The following is a 25,365-nucleotide window of genomic DNA, read 5'->3' as shown; positions in this document are numbered from 1 at the left end:
AGATAAAACCTAATTCAGTGACTACTCCCCCTACTAACGTCAGGGGCATCTATGCAGTATTTGCAAGAGATTGTAGCCCCAATCTCATAATATTACGAGACGCATTCAGATCGCGATCCATGATTAACCCACAATGAGAGCAGGTATGGACGCGATCAGAGAGTGTCTTTTTCACGATTGTTCCACAGATCGAACACATTTGCGTCGTCTGCGCTGGATTCACAAGAACAACCTGACAACCAGCTTCTTCCGCTTTGTTGATGGTTGTTGAAATTAAAAGGTTCCAGGCAGCATCGCCAATACTCTTTGCAAGACTGTGGTTTTTCATCATGGTTTTGATGGTCAGATCTTCAAACACAAGCAGATCGTACGTCTGAGTCAGGGTATGTGCGGTTTTATATGCAAAGTCCCTCCTCCGGTTCGCAATCGTTTCATGGATCCGAGCAACAACCAACCGTTGTTTCCTTCGTTTGGGGGTGCCTTTCTCACACCTTGAGAACTTCCGTTGTGCTTTGGCAAGACGTTTCTCTTCTGTACGAAACCACCGGGGGTTCTCAATAGTGGTGCCGTCAGAGAGAGTACAGAATGTTGTGAGCCCGACATCAATCCCCACAACTGAACACTCAGTGAGAGGAATTGGGTCTGCGGGTTTTGGCTCGTCCATTTTCACAGTAAAGCTGGTATACCACTTCCCGGTTGAGGTCCGACGAATAGTGACCCGTTTGATAACCCCCTCAATCGGGCGGTGATACACCATCGGGATATCCCCAATCTTGGAAAGATGCAGGATTGTCCCCTCACTCTTCAGGTGGAACCCGGATTGGGTATACGAGATACTATCATACCGGTATTTCCCTTTGAACCGGGGATATCCCACTTCTTTCTCGCCGTTTTGGACTCTTTTGTAGAATGCCTGATACGCCAGTTCTACCCGGTGCGACACGTCCTGAAGTACTTGTGAATGAACTGACTTCAGGTCGGGTCTCTGCTGTTTCCAGAGAGGAAGCTGGCGTTTGGTTTCCAGGTACGATACGGACCTCTGCTCCTGCTCCCAGGCATTCTTCCTCATGGCAAGCGTTTCATTGTAGACCCACCGACAGTTCTCAAGCGTCCGCTCAAGAATGGTGATCTGCTTCCTGGTAGGGTATAATCGATACTGGTACGCTTTGATTGCCATGAGTCACTTTTCTTTCTGAGTGTTGATGTAATTCCGGATAACATCCTTCGTTACATCCCCACAGGTACCTACATAATAGGAGGGGTTCCAGAGATGTCCTTTCCAGAGGGGTTGACGAAGATCGGGGAACGACTCAAAGAGTTTCTTAGCTGTGATCCCTTTAAGAATCTTCACCATCGTAGCGGGAGCGTGCTTGGGATGAGCGGTGATGAGCAGGTGAACGTGATCGGGCATGATCTCCTGCTCATGCAGGAGAAAACCCCGCTCGTGAGCTATGGACTCATGCAACTCTCTCAGCCGCTCTGCAACGTCCCCAACCAGGACTTTACGCCGGTATTTTACTGACCATACGAAATGGTAATTAACATTGTATACGCAGCCTCTCGCGCTTATCCAATGCTCGGGGTTTACCATTAAAAATACTATGCTACACCATATGCAATTTACATTGTGGTGATGTGGAGGCGGCTGTATCCCACCTTTGAAATGGCGGGGATTAGCCTATTTTCGATACGAAGCTTTGAAGTGACCCTCCAAACAGATTTCAGCAATCCATACTGCATCTTTGGTATCTGTCTTTGAAGAGGGGACGTATTTAATGAAGTATGGATTTGCAACAAACGTTGGTACAGCATGTTCGAGTATGGTATAAACAGGCACCCAGTAGATGCCCGTTGCCTCGAAGAACGAGCCCACGTGCCGGAAAGGGATGAGCAGCAGGTAACCGGGGCTCACCGAGTAGAGGTCATATCGGAAGAAAGGTGTGGGAAGTTTGCGAGGACGATACCGGAGGAGGCTGGGGCGCAGAAGGGGCAGGTGGGGGCATTACGTGCTATATTTATGACTCTTTTGAGCGAGGATTAATAGTGTTTCCTTCAGAATGTCGATACTGAGCACAAGAACTATAGGATTTATTAATTCTGGTGATAAAGTTTCATTTGGAATCAAATGAGAATCTATTTGGATGTCTGTTGTCTATGCAGACCATGTGACAATCTTCAGCAAGAGAAGATTGCATTGGAAGCAAATGCGGTGCTTGCGATTCTTGATCGATGTCTCCATGACTGGGAATTGATCGGCAGTGTTGTCATTGATGATGAAATCTCCTTCATACCTGATATTGAAAAGCGATTGAAAGTAGAGCAGAAATTATATCTCATCAACGAATATATAGAGTACAATGAGAGTGTATTTGAACAGGCAACCCGATATATGAAAATGGGACTGAAACACTATGATGCTCTGCATCTGGCATGTGCGCAATCGGGGGAAGCTTTACTTCTTACCACTGATAAAAAGCTAATAACCATCTCCCGCAATATCCCTGATTTATCAATTCGGGTCGAAAATCCACTAATATGGCTCATGGAGGTGTTAGAAAATGAAAACAATCAGTGAGATTCGGAAAGAGGGTATTTGCGCATTGAGCAAAGCTCTTGGACCTGTTGATATGGCTCGTTTTATTCAGAGCTATGAGTCTGGAAGTGGGGATTACACAAAAGAGCGGCATGAGTGGCTTCCTGACGATACTGAAGCTTTGAATAAACGATTACTTGAAAGAGAGAAACAGAGGAAGAAATTATAATCAATAACCGCAATTTTGTTAAAACCGCCTATCTCCAGAACCATGCCCATAATGGCACGTAGAGTTTCGATTGTCTCTCTTGCATCAACTCGGGCCGCAACCTGGGCTGTGGCTCACCTTCACTCGTCTTTTCAAAAAGCAAAATATGGGTGATCCCCCCTCACATAACCAGTCAGGTACCGCTCCCCTTCCTCCAGGCGCCCTCTGGAACAATCATCTCAAAACGTGCTCCTTCTCCGTGCCTGATATATGAGACTCCCAAGTGCGTACTGGCCCATTTCCGGAACGCATGAGGCATAGAAGAGTCCGGGTTTATAGTTCTGCTCCAACGACCAGAAAAACACAAATAAGCGATAAAATGCGAAGAAAAGCAATCTGAGTGCTGATATGGGGATTTGAACCCCAGTCGTCGGCGTGAAAGGCCGACATGATTGGCCACTACACTATATCAGCGATGCAACAAAAGTGCTATACAAGGTAGTCGTCAGGAAATAAAAAGATATTGATATCGTCTTTGCCGATCCGGTATTCGGCTGCCAGACGGAGACAGGGCAGAGATGACGACGTCACGGCACAAGCCACGATGAAGCTGCATCAAAGCCACTACAGAGTGTCGTGACGAGACACCCGGTTGTGGCACTGTGGCATGGGATCATGCAGCAGTGTTATGCAGTTGTATAATCCAGCGGTATCATGCAGCGGCGTTATGCAGCGATGTTATCCAGCGGAGTTATGCAGTTGTATCATGCAGTATTCATTCGGTATAGACGGGTGTTCCTTCCTGCTCGGTGATCGTCTTGAAGGCCGCCATGATCTGTTTTGTTATCGGGCCAGGCCGGCCGCTTCCAATACTCCTCCCATCGATTGTGACGATTGGCGCAATCTCTGCAGCAGTTCCGGTGACAATCACCTCATCTGCGGTATAGAGATCAAAGAACCCAAGCTCAACCTCTCTCACCTGGATCCCAAGCGATTCTGCAATCTCCATTAAAATATCCCTGGTGATTCCTTTCAGGTTCGTGTAGGTATAGGGCGTATAGATGATCCCGTTCTTGACAACAAAGATATTATCTCCAGACCCTTCTGAGATTCGTCCCATGGAATCAAAGAAGATCGCCTCATCCCCGCCTTTGTAATTTGCCTCGATCTTTGCCAGGATATTATTCAGGTAATTCATGCTCTTCACATTCGGCGGAAGCGCGTCAGGGGCGTTCCTCCGGACAGCAACCGTCACCGCGGTGAGCCCTTTCTCATAGAGATCGCCATACATCGCGCCCCACTCAATTGCTATACAGATGACCGTCGGCTTCGGACAGTGGGTTGGATCAAGCCCCATCGTGCCGACACCACGGGTGACAATCGGCCGGATATAGCCGTCTTTCAACCCGTTTCTCCTGACCGTCTCAATGATGATATCAGCAAACTCCTCCTTTGAAACCGGAACCGCCATATCAATTGTCTTTGCCGAGTCATAGAGCCGGTCGACATGCTCTTTCAGCCGGAATATTTTCCCGTTATAGCTCCTGATCCCTTCAAAAACTCCATCCCCATAGAGGAATCCATGGTCAAAGACCGAGACCTTCGCTTCAGTCTCAGGAACAAATTGTCCGTCGATGTAGATTTCCATGATCAGGTATTGGAAAGAAGATCAATGTATGTGTTGCGTTTTCAAACGCTCCCATCCCGGCAGGCAGAGAGAAATGATGCAAACATATCGCTGCTCGCAACCGGATGCAGGTGAGCATAGCTCCCGATGGCGTTTTTGTAGACAATACCATCGTTTCCATCAAAAATACCCTCGCCCCTTGAAAGCCTGAACATATACCTCTCACCAGGATTCATCACAATCTCGCTGTAATGGAATTCATGGCCACGGAAATCCGACTCCCCCATCAGCCCGCCATGTGATCTCCCCTCAACATACCCAAGCACCCGCCGGGATGGAATTGATGCATCACCCGGGAAAAGACCACACATCTGGTATCTGAAAGCACTCTCCCTGCCCTGCCATCCCGCCTTTGTCTGTATGGATCGGCAGAGGTACATCAGCCCGCCGCACTCGGCATAGATAGGAACGCCTGCTTCTGCCGCACGAACTATTGCTTCCCGCATGGAGGCGTTCTCCTCCAGTTCACGGCCATACAGTTCGGGATAACCGCCTCCGAGGATATAGCCGTCTGCATCAGGAAGAGAGTCATGTATCAGGGAGAAGAAAACAGGTTTGGCTCCATGCGCAGTGAGCAGATCATAGAGATCGGCATAGTAAAAGTTGATCGCCTCGTCATATGCAATACCGATCCTCAGATCAGCAACCGTTCTCTGCGTCAGAACAGGGAGGGGTGTCCCACTGGAAGCTGGCTCGTCTGCAAGCGCGTAGAGCGCGTCCATATCGATATACTCTTCAATGACACGGGTTATCTCGTCAATCCGTTCAGTAAAGTCAGAATCAGCGTTTCCTTCACGATAGGGAACAAGCCCGAGATGCCGCATTGCAAGCTCCATCTGCGGCGTATGCGGGACAGCCCCGATAACCGGAATCCCGCAGTAGTGTTCGATTGCACCCTTCGCCTTCTCAAGATGCCGTCCCGGGGATATATTATTCAGGATAACCCCTTTGATCCTGACACCTGGATCAAATGCCATAAATCCTTTCACAATGGCTGCAGCACTGCGTGTGATACTTTTTGCATTGATGACCAGGATCACATGAACGCCAAGCGTTTTGGCAATTGATGCTGTACTCCCGACATCTCCAAGGACCTCGGCACCCTCATAGAGGCCCCGCACACCTTCGATAATCCCGATGTCTGCTCCCTCTGCTGCATGCGCATACACTCCGCGGAGCTCGCCATCATCCAGCACATAACTATCCAGGTTCCGGCAGGGCCTCCCGGTGACACCGGTCAGGTAACTGGGATCGATATAATCCATCCCGACCTTGTAGGTCTGGACCTTCATCCGCTTTGCAAGGATAGCAGATATTGCAAGCGTAATGCTCGTCTTTCCGCAGCCTGATCGATCACCGGATATGAGGAGGGTCCGCATCACATGCTCCTGAGCACGGCCCCGAATTCTGCTTCAACAACCGACCGGACACCCAGGGTTTTTGGGTGGAGATCAATTTCGACCATCACATGCCGGTGGCCGAGTTCCCGCAGCGGCGCCACCTGCCGGGGGCCGTTTGTTATCGAGAAGACCTCGATCCCCTCAGTGTATTCAGCAGGGACAGCATGGGGGACACCAACGATGAAGAGAAACTCCGGATCCCTTTCCCGGATAGCTGCCCCGATATCCTCACCAATTGCACCATATTCATCGAGTGATCCAAGGATTGTTGGATCAAGGCCACGCCGGGAGACCTCATCCCGTATCCGTTCTGCATCTGATCTGACTTTTGGGAGTCCCCGGTCGTCAAGGTTAGCAAGATAGGAGATATCAGCATCAGGCGCTTTCTCATGGAGGGCAAGGAGCTCATCGATGAACATGTATGCAGTCTCTTTTTTCGCATTCATGACTGCCATGCCGCGCCTGCCGCTTCTGGCAAGGTCGAGGAGGGCGCGTGCGGCAATATGTTTCAAGTCACCGCGTTCCGGCTCGATATACCGCTTTGAGGCAGCCCCCCTGAGCCGCTCCACCTCGTTTGCGCGGGCAAGCAGCGTCCGCTGCCGGTCGAGCTCGTCTGCAGATATCCAGCCGATTGCAGCAGCAGGTTCAAGAGCTGCAATGACCCCATCGATATTCTCGGAAAACCCGGCGTGGATATCCATTGGAATAGTTGGTGTCGTAATACCGGATGAGTCGATCGCCGCCTGCATATCCTCACCAATGATCATCGAGACACAGGTCCCGATAACTGCCATCCGTTCCGGGGAGAAGGTCTCTTCTGCATACCTGAGGACGTCCTCAAGCACCGGCTGGCCACCGAAGATGAATTCGTTCTCCTGGAGTGAGGTGGTAATCACCCGGAGCCCGTCCTCTTCGAGGAGGCGTGCATGTTTAAATGAGCATCCGGATGGACCGTGCAGTATGGCCACATCAACGCCGAGATCACGGGCGGTATAGAGTGCGGCAACAATGGAACTTGGGCGTGGCTGAATGTAGTGCATCTAAATCTTATCTCCATGTTTTTACTGCCAGAAGAATAATTGATCCGGGTTTCCTGGCAGCATCCCGGATTGCCTCATCCAGGGATCGTTTGGCATCAGATTCCGGGTACCGGGATCCGAAATCATAATCCTGGTTTCTCTGGACTATGGTAAGTTTGTCTGGCTCTATCTCTTCTATTGCCATCCGGATATCCGCGTCTGCAAAATTTTCGCAGACTGCGTGTTCGTCCTGGCCGATCACGAGATGAAGAGGGGAGCCGGGATGGTTTCTCCGGGCATATGCTGCTGCTTCTCGTGTCGTCTCCCTGTTTGTCCCGCTGTTTGACGCATCAACAAAGATACAGCCATTCTCCTCCCATATCCGCATTCGCCCGGGAAGTGCATTGAACCGGGCAAGGGGTGCGGGATCGGTTCCGAGGAGGCAGGCAGCAGCAGCAGCACAGGTGAGCGGTTCCTGATATCCTTTCAGGGAGAGGAGAGGATTGGTAAAGGATCCGGAGATCTGTTTATACTCATATGTGACTGTGGTATCATCGCAGGAAGCGATTGCGCCCACCCTGTGCTGATCGGGATGATCAATTCCTCTGATGCCGTCCGGGAGGAGGAGTTGTTTACAGGTCTTCAGGTGCTCCAGTTTGGCAGCGAGCGCAGACGATTTGCCATTTGCTATCCGGTAATCGGTATCTGAGGTGAGGATACCAAGATCCCCTCTTCCCGAAACACCAAGCGAGCATTCGCCAATGAACCACCCGTTCATGGCGCGTGCCTCTGCTGCAGGAGCAAGAAGGCTTGCAGGCGTGATGCTTGATCTGCTGATCATCTCCATCTCCGGGTAGCGGATTGTGCCACTGGATGAATGGAGAACTCCACGTTCCGGCATCAGGTGAGCCAGTGCAAATGCTGTTGTCGTCTTTCCGCGCTCTCCGGTGATCTCGATGAACGGCTCTGGCGGGTTGTCCCCGATGAGCATGCCTGCTGCCAGGTGATGCGAGATAACCGGTATCCCGGCATGAAGAAGAGGGTGTGCCGGGTCAAGGTGAACCGGTGCGATACAACAGGAATACCGGGTATTTTGGGCAGTCTCTATTGAGATTCCGTCGCTGCCCCGGTATACATCCACGCAGTCAACGCTCAGTCCCTGCTCACGGAGAGCGGAGGCGATGACGCCTCCGCCATGGATGGTATCAAGGATGAGCAGCCGCATGGGGAGATCAGAGATGATCGCGGATGGCATTCTCCGCATTCTTCAGCATCAGTTCGGCAAGCAGGGGATCAGATCCGATAGGATCGGCGTAGACAAGGGGAATCTCCGTTCCTTTCAGGGTGATGGATCCCTTCTTCTTCCCTTCTTCCAGTCCCAGGATGCCTGGGATATCCTTTAATATGTGGACGCCCTTTGCAAGGAATAACGGAACAACAACAAGGAGGTTGATATCCTCGTCTGCAAACGCCTCTATTGCATCAGGAACATTTGGTTCGTTCATGCTCATGAACCCGGATTTGACAACATATCCATTGTTCTTTGCTGCAATGAACGCGGCAGTGCTCTCGACAAGTTCTTTGTTATGGGGAAGTTTGCTCCCGTGTCCAACCAGTAGTAAGCCTTTCTTAGCCATTATAGAAGAGTTGTACAACTGATGCTAAAAAGTGTTATCGATCCGGATCAAAAAAACAGATGCAAAGGGATATCCCCTATCATTGCTAATTATAAAGAATCTATGATGGAGGCGTACGAACGTTTTGAACTCCTGGTAAACCAGCAGATAGTTCGGACACCAATTGCGCTTGCATCCATGGCGGGAATCGTGGATGCGGCATATGCGCTTGAGAGGAGAGGCCATATCGGCGCTGCCTTCCTCGGAGGGTTCTCTATAGACGAGGAGACGATACTTGCAAGCCACGATCTTGCAGAAGCCGGGAGGAAGGAGTTTTTCTTTGCTGATCCGGTCGAGGGGATACGGTCCGAAGTAGCGAAGCTAAAGGGATCTGACATTGTTCCGGGTATCAATCTCAGGGGAAAGAAACCGTCATCGTTTGTCCGTCTCGCAGATGAACTCGGTGATATCGCCGTATACGAAATTGACGCCCATTGCCGACAACAGCCAATGATCGATGCGGGATGCGGAGAGTATTACCTCACCCATCACCATGACCTCTGTGAAGCCGTCAGGGGCCTGAAGAAGATGGATGTCTGCGTCTCGGTGAAGATCCGTGCCGGACTGACTGACGAAAAGGCGCTTGCAGAGGCGCTCTGGAAGGCCGGTGCCGACATCATCCATATCGATCTGATGGATTTCGGGTACCAGAAGATCCGCCAGATCAGGAACGCCTGCCCCCTCCAGATCATCGCCAACAACTCGATGCACTCCTATGACCGCGTGATGGAGCAGTTCTCCCATGGCGCAGATCTCGTCTCTCTTGCCCGCAGGTCTGATCTCCATACGCTCAAAGGACTTGACGCCGCCATCCGCAGGTACGCTGACGATGTCGGCTGGTATAATGCCCCAAAACAGCTCTGCCGGGGAGGGGATCTCCGCGCCCTCACTTTCTGCTGCATGCCGGTGAAGGAGTGTCCGCTTCTTCCGATTTTACAGGGAATCGGCCTTGAACGAAAAACCTATGTGCAACTGAAGCAGGCGGCAACTGAGGGGACGCCACTGCATCAGGGATCCCACACCTGCTTTGGGAGCCTCGCCTGGTGCTGCAAGAGCTCAACTCCCTGCATGTTCAGGGATATGACCCTGAAACAGCTTGGCAATTCCAAAACTGAGTATATGAAGCAGAAACGGAGACTTGCAGAGAAGATCATGGAGGACATCTTTTGTGAAGTGCCCGCCGATGTCAAATGCTGAGCTTGCGCAGCTCGCGATGATGCTTGAGGTGACGGCACACCCAAAACCAGGCAATGTTGATCGGTGCCACGACTATCCCGACACCAGGCTCGAGCATTTTCTTGCTTCAGTGATCGCCTGCCGCCCTTCCTTTGATGCAGTGTCAGAAGGAAGGCTTGGGATCGGCGCTGGCCTCTATGACGCAGTTATCAGGACAAACTGCCATTTAGGGGGCAATACACATTTTGGAGCGTTTATTCTCCTTATGCCGCTTCTTGCCGGGCAGGATATCCAGGAAGCAGCAAGCATCATGCAGGCAACAACAGTCGACGATGCGGTTCTCTTCTATCAGGCATTTGCTGAGACCGAGGTCCGGGTGCTTCAGTCAGACGACCTTGATGTCCGTGATCCGGAATCAATTAAGCAGATCAGGGAGAGCCACATGACGCTTTATGATGTCATGGCATATTCAGCCCCCCGCGATATGGTCTGCCGCGAGATTGTGGAGGGGTTTTCGCTCACCCGGCGGTTTGCCGATGCACTGCTCAGGCGATCTGATGGCGCACGGGGGATCAGCCCGGTATTTATCCAGCTGATGGCTGAGGTTCCCGATACCTTCATCGCAAAGAAGTTCGGCGAGGCGGTTGCCGAAGAGACGCGGCTCCGGGCGCAGGCTGTCTGCAGGGGTGAGCTCTCTATCACCGAATTTGATGAGGAATGTATTGCATCCGGGATCAACCCGGGATCTTTAGCAGATATTGCCATCGCCGGGATCTATGTCGCACTCAGGGAGGGGTGGCGATGGGACTGATTCCATCTCCCACCACCGGCCCCGGCACCGGCACCACCGACACCACCGGCCCGGCCAACACTGGCCCCGGTACTTCCTCCACCAGGAGCACCATCCTCAGGGAGGGGATCAACGAGGTGATCGGCACCACGCACCTGAATGCCGCACCAATGGGTGTTATCTACCGGAACGGGAAGTTCGCCCTTGCCCTCTTCAAAGGAAGTCACACCGCAGAGAATATCGTCCGTGACGGCTGGTTTGTCGCAAACATCATCCATGACCCGGTCATCTATGTGGAGACGGCGTTTGGCGATCTGGCAGATGATTCTTTTGTGCCAGAGGTAATTGATGGCATGGAGATGCACCGCCTCGCTGCCGCCGAAGCCTGGGTTGCCTTCCGGGCAGCGGTTGTCAGCGAGAGCAGCGAGGCATACAGCATCACCCTCACCCCAGTCAGAGAGGAGGTGCGCATCTGCTCCATGTACCCGGTGAACCGGGGCTTCAATGCCATCATCGAGGCGGCGGTGCACGGCACCCGGTACCTGATGAACCACGATCCCGATCTCAAATGGCTGATCGACCATCATCTCGCGATCGCACGGAAATGCGGCGGCGAGCGGGAGAAGGTGGCGGCGCGGATGGTTGAATACGTAATAGGAAAAAAAGAGAATGGAGTTTAAAAGGTTCGCTCAAGGAGTACTTGTTTTATTCCATCCTCGAACTCGCCAACAAGAGTAACTCTCTTTCCTGCAACATCTTCTCCTTTAAAGTCAACTATATCTCTGGATCCAACAGTATATGGCTTATCCCCAACCACCTGTTCATCATTTCCATCAAGTAATGCAGTTGCATTAATAAGTGCTCCCAGATCGGCACCACCCTGCCAGGTAAATCCTACTGCAGTGTCATTAATCTTTGTTGCAGTCACACCCACAACCTTTGCTCCTTCGACGCCGCCGACGAGACCAAACACAAATGCTGCAATGACTGCAGCCAGGATCACGGTGATGGCGACCATCAGGATCACACCGATGACGGGTGAGACCGCATCATCATTTCTCTTCATCGTCATTTTTTACACCTCACGACCACACCATCCGCCGGCCCTGCAAAAATGAAATCTTGCACCCATCCGGCGATATGGGGTAGGTATGAGGAGTAATTGCTATAGTTGGTATATATAGTCTGTGGTGAGCCGGAATATCGGTGAAGAACACATACACATCAGAAGAAGTTTCGAATAATATTTCAAAAATACGAAATGATCGAAATTTTATTTTTTTACTCTGCACCGGAAATCTAACTCCGTCTCATGCAGATGCCAGTCGGGGAGGGCGCTCTCGAGGAGGCCCCGGAGGTAGGGAAGCGCAATATCTCCCACTACAAGATTCGTATCATCAATCCGGGAAAAATCCTTTCGAATACGGATCTCCCCATCCCCTATCCGCTCATAGGGCAGACCTGCCGCAAGGAGAAAACCCTCAATGAGGGTCAGGGGATCATCGTCTGGGATCCGCTCCTTCAGACCAGATCCATCTGCCCGCCCAAGTTCAGCTGCATGCCTGGCAACCGCCTCGCGGACAAGAGGGTCCGCATCTGCTGCAATACGGCCAAGAAGTGGACCGGCAATCCGGTTCTTCCCAAAGAACCTGGAAGTCTTGCTGATCGTCCAGTCACGTGCAAAACCCGATCCAATTTTCATGCCAGCCAACTCCCGGAAACTATCAGTCTTCCCTACATACTCTCAATTACAATCCAAAACCAGTCAGTATCCTCTCATTACCCTTCAGTACACAAAAGCACGCCACCATCTACCTGAGAACCCCCGTGATCATGCACCCGATTCCGGCAATCTGGAGAAGCCGCGAGATCACAATCGACCAGTACGCCAGAGCTCCCTCTCCCATGATCATCGAAACAATATCCGAGAAGACAATCCCGATCACCAGCAGGAAGAGGCCAAGGTTGAAGAGCAGGAGCGTCTGCTCCTTCACCCGCGTGTATGAGAGATACACAAGCACATTCAACACCGCACCCATCACGAGCGTGATGATGGCAAGCAGGCCATATAATGCCTCAAATGCCATTATTGCACCACCCTGCCCCCTGGCCCGCACCCAAGGCCCGCATCCAGCCCGCACCCGGGCTCACAGCAATCAGCCAACATATGTCTGCTCCTTGATCTTCTTTACCGCGAGGATAGTATTCACCTCACGGACACCCGGCAGTGCCGAGAGCGGATAGATCAGATCGTTCTTCAGCTCACTGGTATCAGCAGTCACCGTCTTCACGAGATAATCATTTGGCTCAAGCACCTCGAATACCTCACGGACAACCTCCTTCTGCTGCAGGAACCCGATCAGATCATCAGCTGCACCGGGATCAACCTTGATAGAGAGGAATGCAACAAGTCTGCGGGGAAAAAACTCCGGATTGACGGCAATCGTGAACCGCTCAATCACTCCCTCCTGCTTCATCCGCTCGATCCGCTTGAAGACCGTTGAGGGTGCGATGGAGAGCTGTTTGCCAAGATCCGCAAGTGGCACCTTCGCATCTCCCATCAGCGCAGCAAGGATAGCAGAATCGGTCGCATCCATTGTTGAGTGATGGTCAATTGGATCTGATTAATGGATCGGTTTGTTCCCGGTTCTGCTGCGTTCAAAGAAGGGATCGGGCACAGTTCCGCCTGAAGAAAACCGGATTGCATGCCGGATTGCACCGTCGATAAACCGTTTTGCCCCCTGAAACGCAGCCTGCGCATCACGGCCACAGGCACGTTCTGCTGTCAGAGCAGCAGCAAACGTGCACCCCGATCCATGAACAGCATACGGATACCGTGGCCCTGACAGCACCATCTCACCATGCGAATCCAGCAGGATATCTGTTGCCTCTCCACCCTCAAGATGGCCGCCCTTCACGATCACCGCACCTGCACCCCCAGCTAGGAGGAGCGATCCCGCTTCCCGCATATCATCCAGATTACAGATAGGCGAGAGTCCCGTCAACGCCTCAGCCTCAGGGATATTCGGCGTCACAAGAGAGGCAACAGGAAGCAGCCCCTCGATAAGCAGGGTGAGTGCATCTTCAGAGAGGAGGCGGTGGCCGCTTGTGGAGACGATGACCGGATCCAGCACAAGCTCTGCACCGGCAGGCAGGTTGTCAATGACCGCCTCAATAACTCCAGGTGTGCCAAGCATCCCTGTCTTCCAGGCAGATACATGAAACTCCTCGCAGAGTGTTGCCATCTGCACTGCAACAGACTCACCTGACTGTACCCATGCACCTGCAACCCTCCCTGTATTCTGGGCAGTCACCGCAGTCACAACAGAGAGACCATAGACCCCGTATGCAGCAAAGGTCTTCAGATCAGCCTGGATTCCTGCGCCTCCGCCCGAATCCGACCCGGCGATCGAACAGGCAGTATACGGGCCTTCTCCGCTCATACTAATGAACTCTTGTCTGCTCTTCCACATCAGGATTGCGATCCGGGTGCAGAGGATTGCGGTTTCAGCGCATGCGCCCTCTCTTCACAGGGCCGGGAAAACGATCCTCTCTCCGGCAACCGTGCATCACGCCTTTATTGCCATGTACGTGCAACACCACGGTACATGGATATTGAAGGGTACATACGCAGGCAGAGAAGTGCCGGGTGCTCTGATGAAGACCTGCGGACCAGTCTCCGAGACAGGATTCTTGAGATCAAAAGCATCTCCCACGAGTATGCCGAATCATTTGCAGACGCGGCAATCGAAGAGGTCAGCCTGACAGACGGGCTTGAGAGTGACCTCTTCACGTACGAGCGATCCGGGGTCTCGATGGGTGAGTTCGGGGTTGGATCCCGCGGAACCGGTGACTTCTATGCACATGCAAAGATCGCCCAGATCATCGGCGATACCGGCGCATCAGTCGGCGTCACCGAGATGGATGACGGAGGGGTTGTCCAGGCAGGCGGCACCTACATCATCGCCACAGTCGACGGCATGCACTCCCGCCTCTCCGACTTTCCCTTCCTCGCAGGATTCCATGCCACCCGGGCAACCCTCAGGGACGTCTACGTGATGGGCGCAACACCTGTTGGCCTCATCTCCGACATCCATGTCGCCGATGACGGCGATGTCGCAAAGATATTCGACTATACTGCCGGCGTCACCACGGTTGCAGAAGCCCTCAATGTCCCGCTCATCGCCGGATCCACCCTGAGAATCGGGGGCGACATGGTACTTGGAGACCGGATGACCGGCTGTGTTGGGGTTGTCGGGGTTGCAGACCATATCACCGCACGCAGGCAGATACAACCCGGCGACCTCTTCCTGATGACCGAGGGAGCAGGCGGCGGGACTGTTGCTACAGCCGCACTCTATTCAGGCAATGCAGAATATGTGGACTATACAATCAACCTGCATTTCCTCCATGCCTGTGCTGCCCTCATCAGGGACCCGGTCTTCAGAGAGATCCACGCAATGACCGATGTCACAAACGGCGGCCTCAGGGGAGACATCTTTGAGATGGCAAAAACCGCCGGGTGCAGGATCATAATTGAGGAGGAGAAAGCCAGATCTCTTGTGAATCCGGCAATTTTTGAGCTCCTGAACAAGCTCGGAATCGATTATCTCGGCGTCTCACTCGACGCACTCCTGGTGGCTGTTCCACCAGAAGCAGCAGACCGCGTCATCCAGGTGATCGAGGCAACAGGAACAAAAGTACACCAGATCGGCCGGGCAGAGGAGGGTCCGCCTGAATCTGTCCTGCTCTCGGAGGGAGCGGAGATTGATTTTGCGCCCCAGTTCCGGGAGGCGGCATACACACCCCTGAAAAAAGTTGTTGAGAAGCAGAGCGGAGATTTTGAGGAGATGAAGAAGCATATCGACCGTGCAGCAGACGCTGCATTGAAGAAGAAAGAGCGGATCCTCTCACTTCTTGGATAAATCCCCCCCTTCTTTCTTCCCGCTCACACAGACATTGAATGCAAAGACAGGAAGGCGGCGCTCGACGAATCCCTCAACCTGCTGGGCAAAGGCAAAGATCCGGGGTGAGAGAGTATAGTGGGCAAACGAGCAGCGTGTTGAGGACACCTCAGTAAAACCTGCCCGTTTAAACATCTCCACCATCTCTTTCTCAGAGTAGTAATGCTCCCCAAAATCTCCAACACCAATCTTCCGATACCCGATCCGTTCGCCAAGACGATAGAAGAACGGAACCATCCAGGTCATCATGTTCCTTCCAAGCGTCACAACAGCGATGCTGCCACCGGGCTTCAGGATCCTGTAGGACTCACGCAGCATCGCTTCAGGATCTGGCAGGTAGGTGAAGGCAAGGAGGCTTGCAACAGAGTCAAAACTCTCATCTTCAAATGGGAGAATATCAGCTGTTCCAACAATATATTCGGCATCCGGACAGCGCACTTTCCCGATTCCAACCATGCCAGGCGAGATGTCAAGGCCGACAGCATCTCCACCGGCAGCAGTGTAGTGCTCAATGAAAAGGCCGGTTCCACACCCGAGATCCAGCAGGGTGCCGTGATCCAGAACCCGATCAAGTATGATACCGCTTAAGTGGTGGTGGTAGAGCCGCCCCTGCCTGAGATCATACCGCTGGTCATAGACATCTGCAACTTCATCATAATGGGCCTGCACCTTGGTTCTGCTCATAACTGCATCTCCTCTAACGTGGTCAGCAGGGCATTCACCTGCAGATATTCATTGCCGGATGCGATCAGTGAAGCATCGCTCTTTGCCAGAAGAAGGCTCAGATCAGGATCCCGGCAACAGGTATTCAGCTCTTCCCAGAGCGCTGCAAGGAGCTCCCGTGCTGAGAGTCCATACTCTATCATCAGGCTTTCTGCCAGCTTCTGCGCATTCTGTGACTCTCCCCGCCTGACCGCTTCGATTATGGAATGAGCAATGCGGGCGGTCTCTGTGTCATCAATTGAGCCCGGATCAACCGGAGTTGCTGTTTCAACTGCAACCTGCAGATGCATGATCGCCTTTCGCAGATCCCCCCTGACCGCCAGTGCAAGGAGCTCGATATCATCAGATGAAACCACGCCTTCACTCCTTTCTGCCTGAAGAATCTCCGTGAGGCGTGCAGCAACCAGGTTGCTCGCAACCGGGGGGAACGCAAGCGGGAGGGATCGGGATCGTAATGGATCAATGAGTGCAGAGGGGCGTGTTGTGACAAAGACAAACCGGCAGGTGGAGCTGAACCGCTCCATTGTCCGCCTCAGCGACTGCTGAGCCTCATGAGTCAGGGCATCAGCCTCATCAAAGACAACCACACGGAAGTCGGCATTCAATGGACGGAGAGAGGCATGCCACCTGACGATATATTTGAAATTTGAGAGAACGCCCTGGTTCTTCTGGTAGAGGTGAGAGAACTTCTCGTTTGCCTCAAGATATGCCTTCCCCTGTGAAAAGAGCGTGCCTGAGGGGATAATTGTTGTATTTTCCTGAACCGATGTTCCATAGACACGCTGCAGGAAACACCAGAGCGTTGCAGTCTTTCCAGATCCCTTTGGTCCTGACAGGAGGAGATGCGGAAACGATCCGGTACTGGCAAACTGGGTGAGCATCTCCCTGATATGCTCTGCTCCCAGGATCTCATCAAGAGTCCCGGGCCTGTATTTCTCAATCCAGAGCATCAGTCCAACCTCTTCTTCATCTCTATCTTTGCATCGGAGAGGAACTTCCCGTTATCGATTGTATCCGGGATTGAGTCCGATCCACTCATCTGCTCCTGCCTGCAGAATGCAGTGATTGCAGGGAGCGCCCGCGTCAGTTCATCCACAATCGTCAGTGTTGCAGCCTGTGCTGTCCGTGAAAGAGGGTTTAAATCAATTGCAATGACGATCTTATTCATCTTCCGCAGCGCAGTGCACCTGTCACCATCTTCGAGCATAACAAGAACAAGATCGGCTGAGCCGATCCCATGGGGCAGGCAGAGGCCGCGATCATGATCCAGGGGCACAAGCCGGTCGCAGTCCCCGGAGAGAACCGTGACACCATGCTTCTGAAGATGATCCGAGATGAGTGCCATTCTCGCCTCTGTCCTGTGAAAGAGATTCACTTCAACAGCAGCACCGGATGCCTCCTGGAGATCAGCAATTGCCGGTGCTGCCAGTGCGGCAGCGTTTCCATTCACCGAGATGACCGGTTGCCGCGCCGAGAGGAGCAGCTCTGCGGCAAGCCGTTCTGCTGCTGCCGCACTTGCAGTCGTCATCTCACCAAGCAGGTAGTCGAAGGCTTCACCCCGCCCGTGAGCGGCGAGTCCTTCAAGTGAGACAAGGCCGGTTCGTGCAGCCTCTGCCAGTGACTCGCGGACAGTCAGTGAGCGGTACCGCGGATGATCTGGTGGAATCATGAGACCACGTCCTGCAGACGGGGTCCATAATCTGCAATTCCCGTGCAATACACCTTTCCAAACCCGGAGAGTTGAGCTGCTGCCTCTTCGCCTGCTGCAAAGACACCGTCACCAAGCATCGTCATGCTGGCAGCAATCCCGGCATCATCACAGGCATTGAGCATGCGCCGCACGGCTTTCGTAACCAGGCCGGAAGACTCTGCAAACCGGCGGGAGAGACGAAGAAGATCCAGGAGATCTGCCGGGCATCTTCCGGGATAGGCAGCGTCCACCTGCTCCATAGTTTCTGCAGACAGAAGGACGTCCCTTGTTGCAATCGGGCCAGCGGTGATGATCGAGATGGAATCGCTGATAGCAAAGATACGACGCTCTACCCCATCGATACCGGGAGCAGTCCGGCATGCAAGTCCCCCGCCGCAGATCGCTGCAACATCACCAAGGCCATTGCCATGGAGAACCTCGATCTCATGGGCCATCTGGTATAGGTCATGTATTCCAAGGTTAAGCGAGAAGAGCCTGTCAGCTGCCAGGAGAAAAGCCAGGAGCGAGGCTGCCGAGAGGCCAAAGCCGGATCCAATCGGGAGGGGGGAGACTGTTTCAACAGATGCCTGCAGGTTCAGTCTCCTGAGAGCCTCTTCTATTGGGGGAGACCCAAAACTCTCTTCTCCGGCAGCAGATATGGCAACAGTTGTCGCTTCTGCAGGCATAACCCGCACAGTGACACCGTCTTTGAGGACAATCCCTGCCCCAAGACTTCCAGTCTCCCGGGGATCACGGCCAATCTTCCTGCAGAAATATCCAGAGATATGGCCGGGAGAGAAGGCGGTTACAGACGACGGCATACCTCGAAGGCCACCTCCTCCTTTGATCCAACCTCAAGCTCAAGGGAGTCACCAAGTATCAGAAATGACCCACGCTCTGATCCCAGAACGGTTGGGGGGTTTGCAACCACCATGGATGCACCCCGTTTCAGCAGATCCCTGCCTGCAACTGCTGCATCATCCCCGAGCTTGAAGCCTATCGTCGTCACACCGGGAGTTGCCAGTGCGCTCTCGATCACCTTCGGAAGCGGGTCCAGCCGGATCGATTGTCCGGTACCGGAAGGTATCTTTCCGGGGAACCGTTCCGGGGCGTAATCAGAGATTGCTGCTGCACTGATGTAGATGTCAACCCCCTCATCCAGCACCTTCAGAACCGCGTCATACATCTCGCCTGCAGTCTCCACAGGGACATTCCGGACTGCAGGGAAGTGACTGCTATGGATGACAATCACCTCGGCACCCAGGCGGAAGGCTTCATTCGCAAACGCACGGCCCATCTGGCCGCTTGATCGCGTTGTGATCACACGGACATCGTCAAGCGGCTCCCGGCAGGCACCACTGGTTATGGCAACCCGCTTTCCACAGAGCGACCCCCGCATAAGGGCACGCTCAACCCAGAGGACAATCTCTTCAATTGACGCGATTTTTGCCTTCCCCTCTTCAATCCTGGGGAGCACAAGATCAATGCCAAAGCCGATCAGCGTCTCAAGATTCTTCACTATCGCCTGATGCTTAAACATCGAGTGGTGCATTGCCGGGACAACCACAACGGGCTGGCCACTGCCAAGAGCAGTTGTGGCAAAGGTGGTGACCGTGGTATCATCGATCCCAACAGCAATCTTACTGATGGTATTTGCAGTACAGGGCGCAATCAGGAGAAGATCGGCCTTTCCTTCATCCCCTGAATACCAGACATGCTCGACATGGCCCGAGATATCGACGATTGTGTCTCTCCCTGTTGCATAGGTGAGTGAGGCAGGACTGATGATCCCCGTTGCAGCATGCGACATCACAGCCTGAACGGTTGCCCCTCTCCGCCTGAGTTCATGGGCAAGCTTTACCGTCTCAACTGCGGCAATGCTTCCTGTCACCGCAAGCACAACCAGTTTCCCTTCAAGTGTCTGCCTCATTCAACCACCACATCCATTACAGAGTGCCATATCTGTGGCGCATATTTCTTTACCTTATGCACAGTTATAGCAGCATCATATCCATGATCCAAAACCATTGCAGCAACGCGCTCAGGGTCAGGGTCAAGGGTATGGAGATGGAGTGTGCTTCCCGCTTCACTATGGCAGAGTGCATCATGAAGATATGCTTCTGCCTCAAAATGTCCCATGATGATGCGGGAATAGGTGCCTGAGAGGAGATCCCTGCAGTCCCCGCATTCTGCATGAACCCTGGCAGACAACCCGTTCTCCCGGATATTCTGCTGGAGATAGCGGTATGATGTGGGGTTTATCTCCATTGCATGCACAGAACCGCCTGCATCTGCTGCATGAAGCGTAAAGTAGCCGATTCCGGCGAACATATCTGCGATCCGCTCATGTGCCGGTGATGATCGGACGCATGATCCGATCCGTTCCTTCTCGGGGCGGTTCCCCTGGGAGAACATCACGTTTGCCGGATGAAGCCGGTATGAAAACCCCGATTCCCGGTGAAGCACCTCGTGCGGTGTTCCTGAAATGACTTCACAGGCGGGTATCCGGCATCTGCCTGTATGTGAGGGCATAAAAAGAATGCAGGACGGCTGCTCAAAGGCATGGATATCAAAAAGATCAGATGCCGACGGACGCCTGCCATGAAAGATGATGGTATCACCAAGCCGCTGGTATCCCCTCCCCCTTCTCCGGCGGTTGGGTATATGCAGATCACAGGGATACTCCTCCCGCACCGGGACATAGACCATATCACCCTCCCGGTACGGCCTTCGTGTCTGATCAACCCATTCGAGGGTTTTGAGTTCCGGGAGTGCCCCGGCAGGCAGTATCCTTGCGCGCATCGGTTCCGATTCACTCCTGGCAGCCGACAATAACCAATGTCTCCCCGTCACGGAGTATGGAGACGATCGCTCCTGCATCAGCTCTGCACCCGGCAGGAGCTGGAAGCTCATGGGGAAGATGTGATCCCGGATCCAGAATCCCAATCGTCTCTCCTTCCCGGAAGGTGACCATTGCTTCTTCGGCATCTCTTCTATTGCCGATCACCGCTATCGTCTCTTCATTTCGGATACTCCGTGGTGCGGAGGTGAGGAGATCCCGTGTCCTGAGTGTTGTCCCATCAGATCCCGTAACCTGGAAGTAGCGTCCGGCGACGGCGATGACATCTCCACGGACGATCCTTGGGAGCCTGACTGACCAGGTGACACGGTACAGCTTTTTCCCTTCCTTTTCTCCAACCAGTTTCGGATGTGACGTCGACTTTGCACCGAAATAGGAGGATATGTCATTGACGATTCCCTGCCCAAAGCCAAGGGAAGAGACGATGATATCAACACCATCCTTTGTAGCGTCGACAGATGATACAAATGAGAGGCGATCTCCGCCGGTCTGGGCAGCATCCTCGGCCTGAAACGCGATCTCTGCACTTCTCCTGGCTTCCCATTCGGTTGGGAGCCTGCCTTCTCCCCTGACCTGGATGATACCCTCATAATAGCTGCCGCTGATCCGACAGCACCGGTCACATTGTTCCTTACCCCAGGCGATCAGCACCCGGAATGTGTCAGAGACAGGGATCCCGTAACAGACTCCTCTGATGTTGACTTCCGCCCGGGACCGGTTTGAGCTTATATCACGGATATCCACCGTGACGTCCTGGTTTTTGAGATCCTTGTGCATCCGGAGTGATTCAAAAATTAAAGACCTGCCGAGCGTATCCCTGTCCACCTCAATGTCAGACCAGGTACTCCCAACTTTCCTTGACCCGCAGGTCGGGCAGAGGATGGCAGAGACCCGGGGCTGAATCACTGCCCATTCTATCTCATTCAGCCTGCAGCTGCCGCAGAGCCCGTCGTCAGTCGGGCTGCCGCACCGTGGGCAGATAGCTTCCCTGATGCTCATGGTATTCCTGTCAGATAAACTGGGCATGCGGAATGCTGTTGATTACCAGGCATGAATCGGGATCAACCAGTCCAAGCGAGACTGCAAGTGCGACAACACGTGATCCGATGATATTGCCGTTTTCTGCTGAGAGAAGAGCTGCCCTGACGTCCTCTTCTGTTGCCAGAGTATCTCCATAGAAATCGCTGGTGATTGTTATCTGGATCGCTCCATCCGAGATCGTTGTATCCATGAGCTCACGATCACAGACAGCAACCACCCGCTCGCCCCCGGGGCCGGTGTGAATCTTCAAAAACATTTCATTGTATAATTGGGGATTCATGATGCAAAAATGATCGGTTCGTATCAGAGCGAGATCGGGACACCATACACCTTCTCAGGAACCTCTGCATGGATTCTCCAGATATCATCCTCTGAGAGGGTGCCCTCGCCCAGGTGCCGCAGCGTGAACCGGGGAACCGAACGCGGGCCAAGAACCGAACCGGGCCGGTCTGCTTCATCAATAAAGTCACTCTCCATGGTAAAGGGGAGTTTGCGCTCTGCATAGGTTGCAATCGCCTCATGATTGGCAATAAACGAGGGGTGAAGCGGTGTATCCGGAGATGCAAAGTGTTTGACCACCCGTTTTGGATCAATACCTGCCTTTTCAGCCATCGTTTTGACATCAGAACAGGTTCCACTCTCGGCATGCAGCTGAACAGCAGATCCAAGATCCGCTGACAGTTCCAGGGCAGCATATAGTATCCGGTTTGAGGCCTCCATGAGCGCGGGATCACATTCATAATGCGGCCTGCCGCTCTTCAGGGCTACAGCTGCCCCATCAGAGACAAAGCCGGAGGCCAGCTCAAGGGCGCCTGTCATCAGGGCTTCTGCATCTGCGACACTCAGACGCTCTGTCAGACGCGAGATCTCTGCCGGATGCACTCCAAGTATCGGATAGGTGACAACACCCGCGCCAGAGCATTCCCTGGCAAGGCTGATCGTCTTCTCAAAAACAGGCAGATAGTCCTGTGGTGTAACAGGGTCAATTCCAAATGACCAGGACGGTTTTGTGACAAGAAAGATGTGTGTGCCACCGGATCGTGCAAACTCGGATACAGCCTTCAGCCCGATCCCGTTTACGGGATCGATATGCATATGATCATCTGTTATGGGAAAACGGGGTTTCTGCATTTTAATCCTGAATAGACATCATCGGATATCCGTTCTCATAGTTCAGGCGGGCAGTGCAGGTTGCATCCCCGACCTTAGTCGAGACCGTGACATCAAACATCCGCCCCTGCACCTCGGAATACCCAAAGGGATTCTCAAGCATGACTGAGCGGTCGAGGGATACACGGACATCCGTCACATACGGCTGGAGCCGGACAGCTGACTCGATTGCCGCCTCAATTGTATCTGCGGTCTCCGGTGAGACCGGGGTGCCGACAAACTGGTGGTAGAGGGCACCGAGTTTTATTGCAGCTTCAAATACTGCCATTTCTCGTTCTGTTGGCATAGATATCACCTAGATCAGTTTGATAAGCCCGTTTCTCGGTGAAAGGGCTTCGCCTCCCCTGAGAAGCAGATCTATCTGCTTTTCTATCGCATCGCGTGAAAACCCTTTCTGCACAAGATCATCAATGACCTGATCAACCCGGGCAGTCCCGCTTTCATCGCCCAAGTGGCGGATCGTCTCCTTGATACTCCGGATAAGATCCCTGCTCTGTTTTGATACGCCGGTTGCAATCTTGTCGATATCATATGATCCGGTCTGGGGATCATAGGCAACCTTCCTCAGGCAGGTATCAACTATCCGGATCACCCGGATCGCATCATCGGTCTCAATTGATGGTGAGAGGCGGGTCCTCGCGCTCGCCTCTGCAAGCCTGACGAGCGCCTCAAGCTGGCGGGCAGTCACCGGAACGGGTTTGTCAGGTGATGCGAGGTTCCGGAGTTTCATATAATAGTCAACCAGGGTATTTTTGGCTTCCTGGGTGATGATCGGGAAACAGTTTCTCTTGGCATAGGCGATATACTTCCGGAACATCACCGGATCGATTTCGGGTGTGACAGGAGCCAGTTCCCGTTCGATATACTCCTCGTTTACCCCGTCAATCGGGCTTTTCCTATGCTGCATGATCAGCTCGCCAACCGAGTGTGCCTTGAGAATATGCTGGGCTATTGCCTCGTCCCGCTGCTTCTCGGGTTTATCGGTCATGATGAAGATGAGATCAAACCGGGAGAGGAGGGACGGGGGCATATTGATCTGCTCAGATATCCCGACATACTCATCAAATCTCCCGAGTTTCGGGTTGGCAGCACCGAGAAGTGCACACCGGGACTTCAGGGTTGCAGTGATGCCTGCTTTTGCAATCGAGATTGTCTGCTGCTCCATTGCTTCATGCAGAGATGATCGATCATCCTTCTGCATCTTGTCCATCTCGTCCACACCGGCAATACCCATATCGGCAAGCACAAGTGCTCCTGCCTCAAGTGTCCAGCGTCCGTCCCCGAATTCATCCTTCACCGCGGCAGCAGTCAGACCGGCGGATGTTGCGGATTTTCCGGAGGTATAGATTCCCCGCGGCGAGAGTTTTACCACATACCGCAAAAGCTGCGACTTTGCAATACCCGGATCACCAACGAGAAGGATATGGATATCGCCCCTGAGGGTACTTCCATCAGGCATCTCTTTGGATATTCCGGAGAAGAGCTGAAGCGATACCGCCTCTTTGACATCATCATTCCCATAGATTGTGGGTGCGATAGAGTGGGCGATCTTCCGGTAGAGGAAGGGATCCTGAGAGAGTTCCAGTATGGCAGCTTCATCCTCCTCGGTGATATTCACTTCTTCAAACTCTTTTTCACCAAATTCCACCGAGTTGCAGTCCAGATAGATATCAAAGGTCGTGCTCTTTGTACCCTGTACCATCCGCTGAATTGATTTTAATACGCCATTGACAATCACCCGATCTCCTGGTGCCGCAATGCCTGTCAGGTCGTCTGTTGCATCAATATCAAGTGTCTGAGGCTGTTCACCGCCCCTGAGCCCTTCGGGGAGCTCCTGTATACGGATCTTCTGGGCATCGATGAATTTTGAGCGGTTTGGAATAAGTTCAAGTCGCTTATGGGTACAGTCTGCCATCCCGCAGGAGTCAGGCTCATTGAACTTTCCATATCCCTGTTCACGGATTGTCATGTGGCCGCTTGCACACCGGAAGACCGCCTCAACGATCCGGGGGCGCACCTCGGTTGTCTTCCTGATGATCCCCTCAACCGAGACGAAGGTGTTCATCTGGTCAGACCGTATGTCACGGACAAGGGTCTTTCTCGGGAGGTTGACAAACCGGATATTCATCCTCTGGATGATCTCATGTGCATCCTTGCGGGCAAGGAGATTATGCGCCCTGATCGCATCGCGCACTTCGGCAAATACCTTGTTTGGATAGGTGATCAGTTCATCGGCAAGCTTGACACCGCTTTTTCCAAATTTCTGAAGGGTTTCATAATTGATAATGAGTGATCGGTTATGGGGGAACTCCCTGCCAATAGACCGGAGTTCGGGTTTATATTTTTTTGAGAGGAAATCAGCCCATTCCCTGGCTTTATCAGTCTCATCCGTTTCAAAATCCAGTTCACCAGACACTCTCTCATCCAT

The 25,365-nt window shown here is 53.0% G+C and carries 30 protein-coding genes and 1 tRNA gene; 6 read left to right on the top strand and 25 right to left on the bottom strand.

Annotation, left to right across the window (positions count from 1 at the left end; translation table 11 throughout):
- Positions 1–49: 49 nt before the first annotated feature.
- The 3 genes from ABCO64_RS04640 to ABCO64_RS10955 all read right to left on the bottom strand — a co-directional run bounded on the left by ABCO64_RS04640 (position 50) and on the right by ABCO64_RS10955 (position 1,837).
- Positions 50–1,177, bottom strand: coding sequence for an RNA-guided endonuclease InsQ/TnpB family protein (locus ABCO64_RS04640; RefSeq protein ID WP_253456879.1), 1,128 nt, complete (start codon positions 1,175–1,177; stop codon positions 50–52).
- Positions 1,178–1,180: 3 nt separating this feature from the next.
- Positions 1,181–1,591 carry an IS200/IS605 family transposase gene (gene tnpA, locus ABCO64_RS04635; RefSeq protein ID WP_253456882.1) on the bottom strand — a complete coding sequence of 137 codons (411 nt, stop codon included), beginning with the start codon at positions 1,589–1,591 and terminating at the stop codon, positions 1,181–1,183.
- 87 nt (positions 1,592–1,678) lie between these two features.
- On the bottom strand, positions 1,679–1,837 hold the full coding sequence (locus ABCO64_RS10955) for a hypothetical protein (protein ID WP_425463700.1): 159 nt from the start codon (positions 1,835–1,837) through the stop codon (positions 1,679–1,681).
- Positions 1,838–2,194: 357 nt separating this feature from the next.
- Here ABCO64_RS10955 and ABCO64_RS04630 point away from each other — a divergent pair, with 357 nt between their 5' ends.
- On the top strand, positions 2,195–2,575 hold the full coding sequence (locus ABCO64_RS04630) for a PIN domain-containing protein (protein ID WP_253456885.1): 381 nt from the start codon (positions 2,195–2,197) through the stop codon (positions 2,573–2,575).
- Positions 2,559–2,762 (top strand): hypothetical protein, encoded by a 204-nt coding sequence (locus ABCO64_RS04625; protein ID WP_253456888.1) that lies wholly within the window; start codon positions 2,559–2,561, stop codon positions 2,760–2,762. The genes ABCO64_RS04630 and ABCO64_RS04625 overlap by 17 nt, the downstream gene beginning before the upstream one ends.
- A 380-nt stretch (positions 2,763–3,142) precedes the next feature.
- Here the strand turns inward: ABCO64_RS04625 and ABCO64_RS04620 are convergent.
- From ABCO64_RS04620 to cfbA, 6 genes are all read right to left on the bottom strand, one after another.
- A tRNA-Glu gene (locus ABCO64_RS04620) sits at positions 3,143–3,215 on the bottom strand.
- A 301-nt stretch (positions 3,216–3,516) separates the two neighbouring features.
- Positions 3,517–4,389 (bottom strand): branched-chain-amino-acid transaminase, encoded by an 873-nt coding sequence (gene ilvE, locus ABCO64_RS04615; protein ID WP_253456892.1) that lies wholly within the window; start codon positions 4,387–4,389, stop codon positions 3,517–3,519.
- 41 nt (positions 4,390–4,430) lie between these two features.
- Positions 4,431–5,807, bottom strand: coding sequence for a Ni-sirohydrochlorin a,c-diamide synthase (gene cfbB, locus ABCO64_RS04610; protein WP_253456894.1), 1,377 nt, complete (start codon positions 5,805–5,807; stop codon positions 4,431–4,433).
- Positions 5,807–6,868 (bottom strand): Ni-sirohydrochlorin a,c-diamide reductive cyclase catalytic subunit, encoded by a 1,062-nt coding sequence (gene cfbD / locus ABCO64_RS04605; RefSeq protein WP_253456897.1) that lies wholly within the window; start codon positions 6,866–6,868, stop codon positions 5,807–5,809. Before cfbD ends, cfbB begins: the two co-directional genes overlap by 1 nt.
- Positions 6,869–6,875: 7 nt before the next feature.
- Positions 6,876–8,102, bottom strand: coding sequence for a coenzyme F430 synthase (cfbE, locus tag ABCO64_RS04600; protein WP_292615479.1), 1,227 nt, complete (start codon positions 8,100–8,102; stop codon positions 6,876–6,878).
- Positions 8,080–8,484, bottom strand: a complete 405-nt coding sequence (cfbA, locus tag ABCO64_RS04595; RefSeq protein ID WP_253456903.1) for a sirohydrochlorin nickelochelatase — start codon at positions 8,482–8,484, stop codon at positions 8,080–8,082. Before cfbA ends, cfbE begins: the two co-directional genes overlap by 23 nt.
- Before the next feature lie 102 nt (positions 8,485–8,586).
- On the opposite strand from cfbA, the gene ABCO64_RS04590 reads away from it, so the two are divergent.
- The 3 genes from ABCO64_RS04590 to ABCO64_RS04580 are packed head-to-tail and all read left to right on the top strand — an operon-like array spanning position 8,587 to position 11,169.
- A complete protein-coding gene (locus ABCO64_RS04590; protein WP_253456906.1) occupies positions 8,587–9,720 on the top strand; it encodes a methanogenesis marker 9 domain-containing protein in 1,134 nt (377 codons plus the stop codon).
- Positions 9,707–10,510, top strand: a complete 804-nt coding sequence (locus ABCO64_RS04585) for a triphosphoribosyl-dephospho-CoA synthase (protein WP_253456910.1) — start codon at positions 9,707–9,709, stop codon at positions 10,508–10,510. The genes ABCO64_RS04590 and ABCO64_RS04585 overlap by 14 nt, the downstream gene beginning before the upstream one ends.
- A complete protein-coding gene (locus tag ABCO64_RS04580; RefSeq protein WP_253456913.1) occupies positions 10,501–11,169 on the top strand; it encodes a DUF447 domain-containing protein in 669 nt (222 codons plus the stop codon). Before ABCO64_RS04585 ends, ABCO64_RS04580 begins: the two co-directional genes overlap by 10 nt.
- Here the strand turns inward: ABCO64_RS04580 and ABCO64_RS04575 are convergent.
- The 5 genes from ABCO64_RS04575 to thiD form a co-directional block, all read right to left on the bottom strand.
- Positions 11,166–11,561 carry a type IV pilin domain-containing protein gene (locus ABCO64_RS04575; protein ID WP_253456915.1) on the bottom strand — a complete coding sequence of 132 codons (396 nt, stop codon included), beginning with the start codon at positions 11,559–11,561 and terminating at the stop codon, positions 11,166–11,168. The two genes, ABCO64_RS04580 and ABCO64_RS04575, sit on opposite strands and share 4 nt — an antisense overlap.
- 201 nt (positions 11,562–11,762) lie before the next feature.
- On the bottom strand, positions 11,763–12,191 hold the full coding sequence (locus tag ABCO64_RS04570) for a hypothetical protein (RefSeq protein ID WP_253456918.1): 429 nt from the start codon (positions 12,189–12,191) through the stop codon (positions 11,763–11,765).
- Positions 12,192–12,300: 109 nt separating this feature from the next.
- Entirely contained in the window at positions 12,301–12,576 is a 276-nt protein-coding gene (locus ABCO64_RS04565; protein ID WP_253456920.1) for a hypothetical protein, read from the bottom strand.
- 69 nt (positions 12,577–12,645) lie between these two features.
- Entirely contained in the window at positions 12,646–13,086 is a 441-nt protein-coding gene (locus tag ABCO64_RS04560) for an Lrp/AsnC family transcriptional regulator (protein WP_253456924.1), read from the bottom strand.
- A gap of 27 nt (positions 13,087–13,113) precedes the next feature.
- On the bottom strand, positions 13,114–13,932 hold the full coding sequence (gene thiD, locus ABCO64_RS04555; RefSeq protein WP_253456927.1) for a bifunctional hydroxymethylpyrimidine kinase/phosphomethylpyrimidine kinase: 819 nt from the start codon (positions 13,930–13,932) through the stop codon (positions 13,114–13,116).
- 165 nt (positions 13,933–14,097) lie between these two features.
- Here thiD and ABCO64_RS04550 point away from each other — a divergent pair, with 165 nt between their 5' ends.
- Positions 14,098–15,414, top strand: coding sequence for an AIR synthase-related protein (locus ABCO64_RS04550; protein WP_253456930.1), 1,317 nt, complete (start codon positions 14,098–14,100; stop codon positions 15,412–15,414).
- On the opposite strand, the gene ABCO64_RS04545 is transcribed toward ABCO64_RS04550, so the two are convergent.
- Genes ABCO64_RS04545 through ABCO64_RS04495 form a run of 11 tightly spaced genes read right to left on the bottom strand, consistent with a single transcriptional unit; the run spans position 15,400 to position 25,365 of the window.
- Entirely contained in the window at positions 15,400–16,137 is a 738-nt protein-coding gene (locus ABCO64_RS04545) for a class I SAM-dependent methyltransferase (RefSeq protein ID WP_253456933.1), read from the bottom strand. The genes ABCO64_RS04550 and ABCO64_RS04545 overlap by 15 nt on opposite strands.
- Positions 16,134–17,126: an AAA family ATPase gene (locus ABCO64_RS04540; protein WP_253456936.1), complete on the bottom strand. Its 993-nt coding sequence runs from the start codon at positions 17,124–17,126 to the stop codon at positions 16,134–16,136. The genes ABCO64_RS04545 and ABCO64_RS04540 overlap by 4 nt, the downstream gene beginning before the upstream one ends.
- The gene (locus ABCO64_RS04535) at positions 17,126–17,845 is read right to left on the bottom strand and encodes a 4-phosphopantoate--beta-alanine ligase (protein ID WP_253456939.1); all 720 of its coding nucleotides are present in this window, start codon (positions 17,843–17,845) and stop codon (positions 17,126–17,128) included. The genes ABCO64_RS04540 and ABCO64_RS04535 overlap by 1 nt, the downstream gene beginning before the upstream one ends.
- Positions 17,842–18,687: a GHMP family kinase ATP-binding protein gene (locus ABCO64_RS04530; protein WP_253456941.1), complete on the bottom strand. Its 846-nt coding sequence runs from the start codon at positions 18,685–18,687 to the stop codon at positions 17,842–17,844. The genes ABCO64_RS04535 and ABCO64_RS04530 overlap by 4 nt, the downstream gene beginning before the upstream one ends.
- The gene (gene coaBC, locus ABCO64_RS04525; RefSeq protein ID WP_253456944.1) at positions 18,672–19,796 is read right to left on the bottom strand and encodes a bifunctional phosphopantothenoylcysteine decarboxylase/phosphopantothenate--cysteine ligase CoaBC; all 1,125 of its coding nucleotides are present in this window, start codon (positions 19,794–19,796) and stop codon (positions 18,672–18,674) included. Before coaBC ends, ABCO64_RS04530 begins: the two co-directional genes overlap by 16 nt.
- Positions 19,793–20,668, bottom strand: coding sequence for a class I SAM-dependent methyltransferase (locus tag ABCO64_RS04520; RefSeq protein ID WP_253456947.1), 876 nt, complete (start codon positions 20,666–20,668; stop codon positions 19,793–19,795). Before ABCO64_RS04520 ends, coaBC begins: the two co-directional genes overlap by 4 nt.
- Positions 20,669–20,678: 10 nt before the next feature.
- Positions 20,679–21,725: a 60S ribosomal export protein NMD3 gene (locus tag ABCO64_RS04515; protein WP_292615488.1), complete on the bottom strand. Its 1,047-nt coding sequence runs from the start codon at positions 21,723–21,725 to the stop codon at positions 20,679–20,681.
- A gap of 10 nt (positions 21,726–21,735) precedes the next feature.
- A complete protein-coding gene (locus ABCO64_RS04510) occupies positions 21,736–22,023 on the bottom strand; it encodes a DUF424 domain-containing protein (protein WP_253456952.1) in 288 nt (95 codons plus the stop codon).
- A gap of 47 nt (positions 22,024–22,070) precedes the next feature.
- Positions 22,071–22,898, bottom strand: a complete 828-nt coding sequence (locus ABCO64_RS04505; protein WP_253456955.1) for a TatD family hydrolase — start codon at positions 22,896–22,898, stop codon at positions 22,071–22,073.
- Position 22,899: 1 nt separating this feature from the next.
- Positions 22,900–23,223 carry a dihydroneopterin aldolase family protein gene (locus ABCO64_RS04500; RefSeq protein ID WP_253456959.1) on the bottom strand — a complete coding sequence of 108 codons (324 nt, stop codon included), beginning with the start codon at positions 23,221–23,223 and terminating at the stop codon, positions 22,900–22,902.
- 9 nt (positions 23,224–23,232) lie between these two features.
- The gene (locus tag ABCO64_RS04495) at positions 23,233–25,365 is read right to left on the bottom strand and encodes a minichromosome maintenance protein MCM (RefSeq protein ID WP_253456962.1); all 2,133 of its coding nucleotides are present in this window, start codon (positions 25,363–25,365) and stop codon (positions 23,233–23,235) included.

The sequence above is a fragment of the Methanocalculus natronophilus genome (assembly GCF_038751955.1).
In the GTDB taxonomy this organism is placed as follows: domain Archaea; phylum Halobacteriota; class Methanomicrobia; order Methanomicrobiales; family Methanocorpusculaceae; genus Methanocalculus; species Methanocalculus natronophilus.
The sequence above is the reverse complement of the archived record's forward strand: the minus strand, read 5'-3'. Positions and strand labels throughout refer to the sequence as shown.

Coding starts and splice junctions, on each gene's coding strand:
- ABCO64_RS04530 (WP_253456941.1), bottom strand. CDS start 18,687: ATGCCGTCGTCTGTAACCGCCTTCTCTCCCGGCCATATCTCTGGATAT.
- cfbB (WP_253456894.1), bottom strand. CDS start 5,807: ATGCGGACCCTCCTCATATCCGGTGATCGATCAGGCTGCGGAAAGACG.
- ABCO64_RS04625 (WP_253456888.1), top strand. CDS start 2,559: ATGAAAACAATCAGTGAGATTCGGAAAGAGGGTATTTGCGCATTGAGC.
- ABCO64_RS04515 (WP_292615488.1), bottom strand. CDS start 21,725: ATGAGCATCAGGGAAGCTATCTGCCCACGGTGCGGCAGCCCGACTGAC.
- ABCO64_RS04560 (WP_253456924.1), bottom strand. CDS start 13,086: ATGGATGCGACCGATTCTGCTATCCTTGCTGCGCTGATGGGAGATGCG.
- ABCO64_RS04590 (WP_253456906.1), top strand. CDS start 8,587: ATGATGGAGGCGTACGAACGTTTTGAACTCCTGGTAAACCAGCAGATA.
- cfbA (WP_253456903.1), bottom strand. CDS start 8,484: ATGGCTAAGAAAGGCTTACTACTGGTTGGACACGGGAGCAAACTTCCC.
- ABCO64_RS04585 (WP_253456910.1), top strand. CDS start 9,707: ATGTCAAATGCTGAGCTTGCGCAGCTCGCGATGATGCTTGAGGTGACG.
- ABCO64_RS04500 (WP_253456959.1), bottom strand. CDS start 23,223: ATGCCAACAGAACGAGAAATGGCAGTATTTGAAGCTGCAATAAAACTC.
- ABCO64_RS04565 (WP_253456920.1), bottom strand. CDS start 12,576: ATGGCATTTGAGGCATTATATGGCCTGCTTGCCATCATCACGCTCGTG.
- cfbE (WP_292615479.1), bottom strand. CDS start 8,102: ATGCCATCCGCGATCATCTCTGATCTCCCCATGCGGCTGCTCATCCTT.
- ABCO64_RS04535 (WP_253456939.1), bottom strand. CDS start 17,845: ATGATTCCACCAGATCATCCGCGGTACCGCTCACTGACTGTCCGCGAG.
- ilvE (WP_253456892.1), bottom strand. CDS start 4,389: ATGGAAATCTACATCGACGGACAATTTGTTCCTGAGACTGAAGCGAAG.
- cfbD (WP_253456897.1), bottom strand. CDS start 6,868: ATGCACTACATTCAGCCACGCCCAAGTTCCATTGTTGCCGCACTCTAT.
- ABCO64_RS04520 (WP_253456947.1), bottom strand. CDS start 20,668: ATGCGCGCAAGGATACTGCCTGCCGGGGCACTCCCGGAACTCAAAACC.
- thiD (WP_253456927.1), bottom strand. CDS start 13,932: ATGAGCGGAGAAGGCCCGTATACTGCCTGTTCGATCGCCGGGTCGGAT.
- ABCO64_RS04495 (WP_253456962.1), bottom strand. CDS start 25,365: ATGGATGAGAGAGTGTCTGGTGAACTGGATTTTGAAACGGATGAGACT.
- ABCO64_RS04545 (WP_253456933.1), bottom strand. CDS start 16,137: ATGAGCAGAACCAAGGTGCAGGCCCATTATGATGAAGTTGCAGATGTC.
- coaBC (WP_253456944.1), bottom strand. CDS start 19,796: ATGAGGCAGACACTTGAAGGGAAACTGGTTGTGCTTGCGGTGACAGGA.
- tnpA (WP_253456882.1), bottom strand. CDS start 1,591: ATGGTAAACCCCGAGCATTGGATAAGCGCGAGAGGCTGCGTATACAAT.
- ABCO64_RS04640 (WP_253456879.1), bottom strand. CDS start 1,177: ATGGCAATCAAAGCGTACCAGTATCGATTATACCCTACCAGGAAGCAG.
- ABCO64_RS04510 (WP_253456952.1), bottom strand. CDS start 22,023: ATGTTTTTGAAGATTCACACCGGCCCCGGGGGCGAGCGGGTGGTTGCT.
- ABCO64_RS04540 (WP_253456936.1), bottom strand. CDS start 17,126: ATGCTCTGGATTGAGAAATACAGGCCCGGGACTCTTGATGAGATCCTG.
- ABCO64_RS04505 (WP_253456955.1), bottom strand. CDS start 22,898: ATGCAGAAACCCCGTTTTCCCATAACAGATGATCATATGCATATCGAT.
- ABCO64_RS04580 (WP_253456913.1), top strand. CDS start 10,501: ATGGGACTGATTCCATCTCCCACCACCGGCCCCGGCACCGGCACCACC.
- ABCO64_RS04570 (WP_253456918.1), bottom strand. CDS start 12,191: ATGAAAATTGGATCGGGTTTTGCACGTGACTGGACGATCAGCAAGACT.
- ABCO64_RS04550 (WP_253456930.1), top strand. CDS start 14,098: ATGGATATTGAAGGGTACATACGCAGGCAGAGAAGTGCCGGGTGCTCT.
- ABCO64_RS04575 (WP_253456915.1), bottom strand. CDS start 11,561: ATGACGATGAAGAGAAATGATGATGCGGTCTCACCCGTCATCGGTGTG.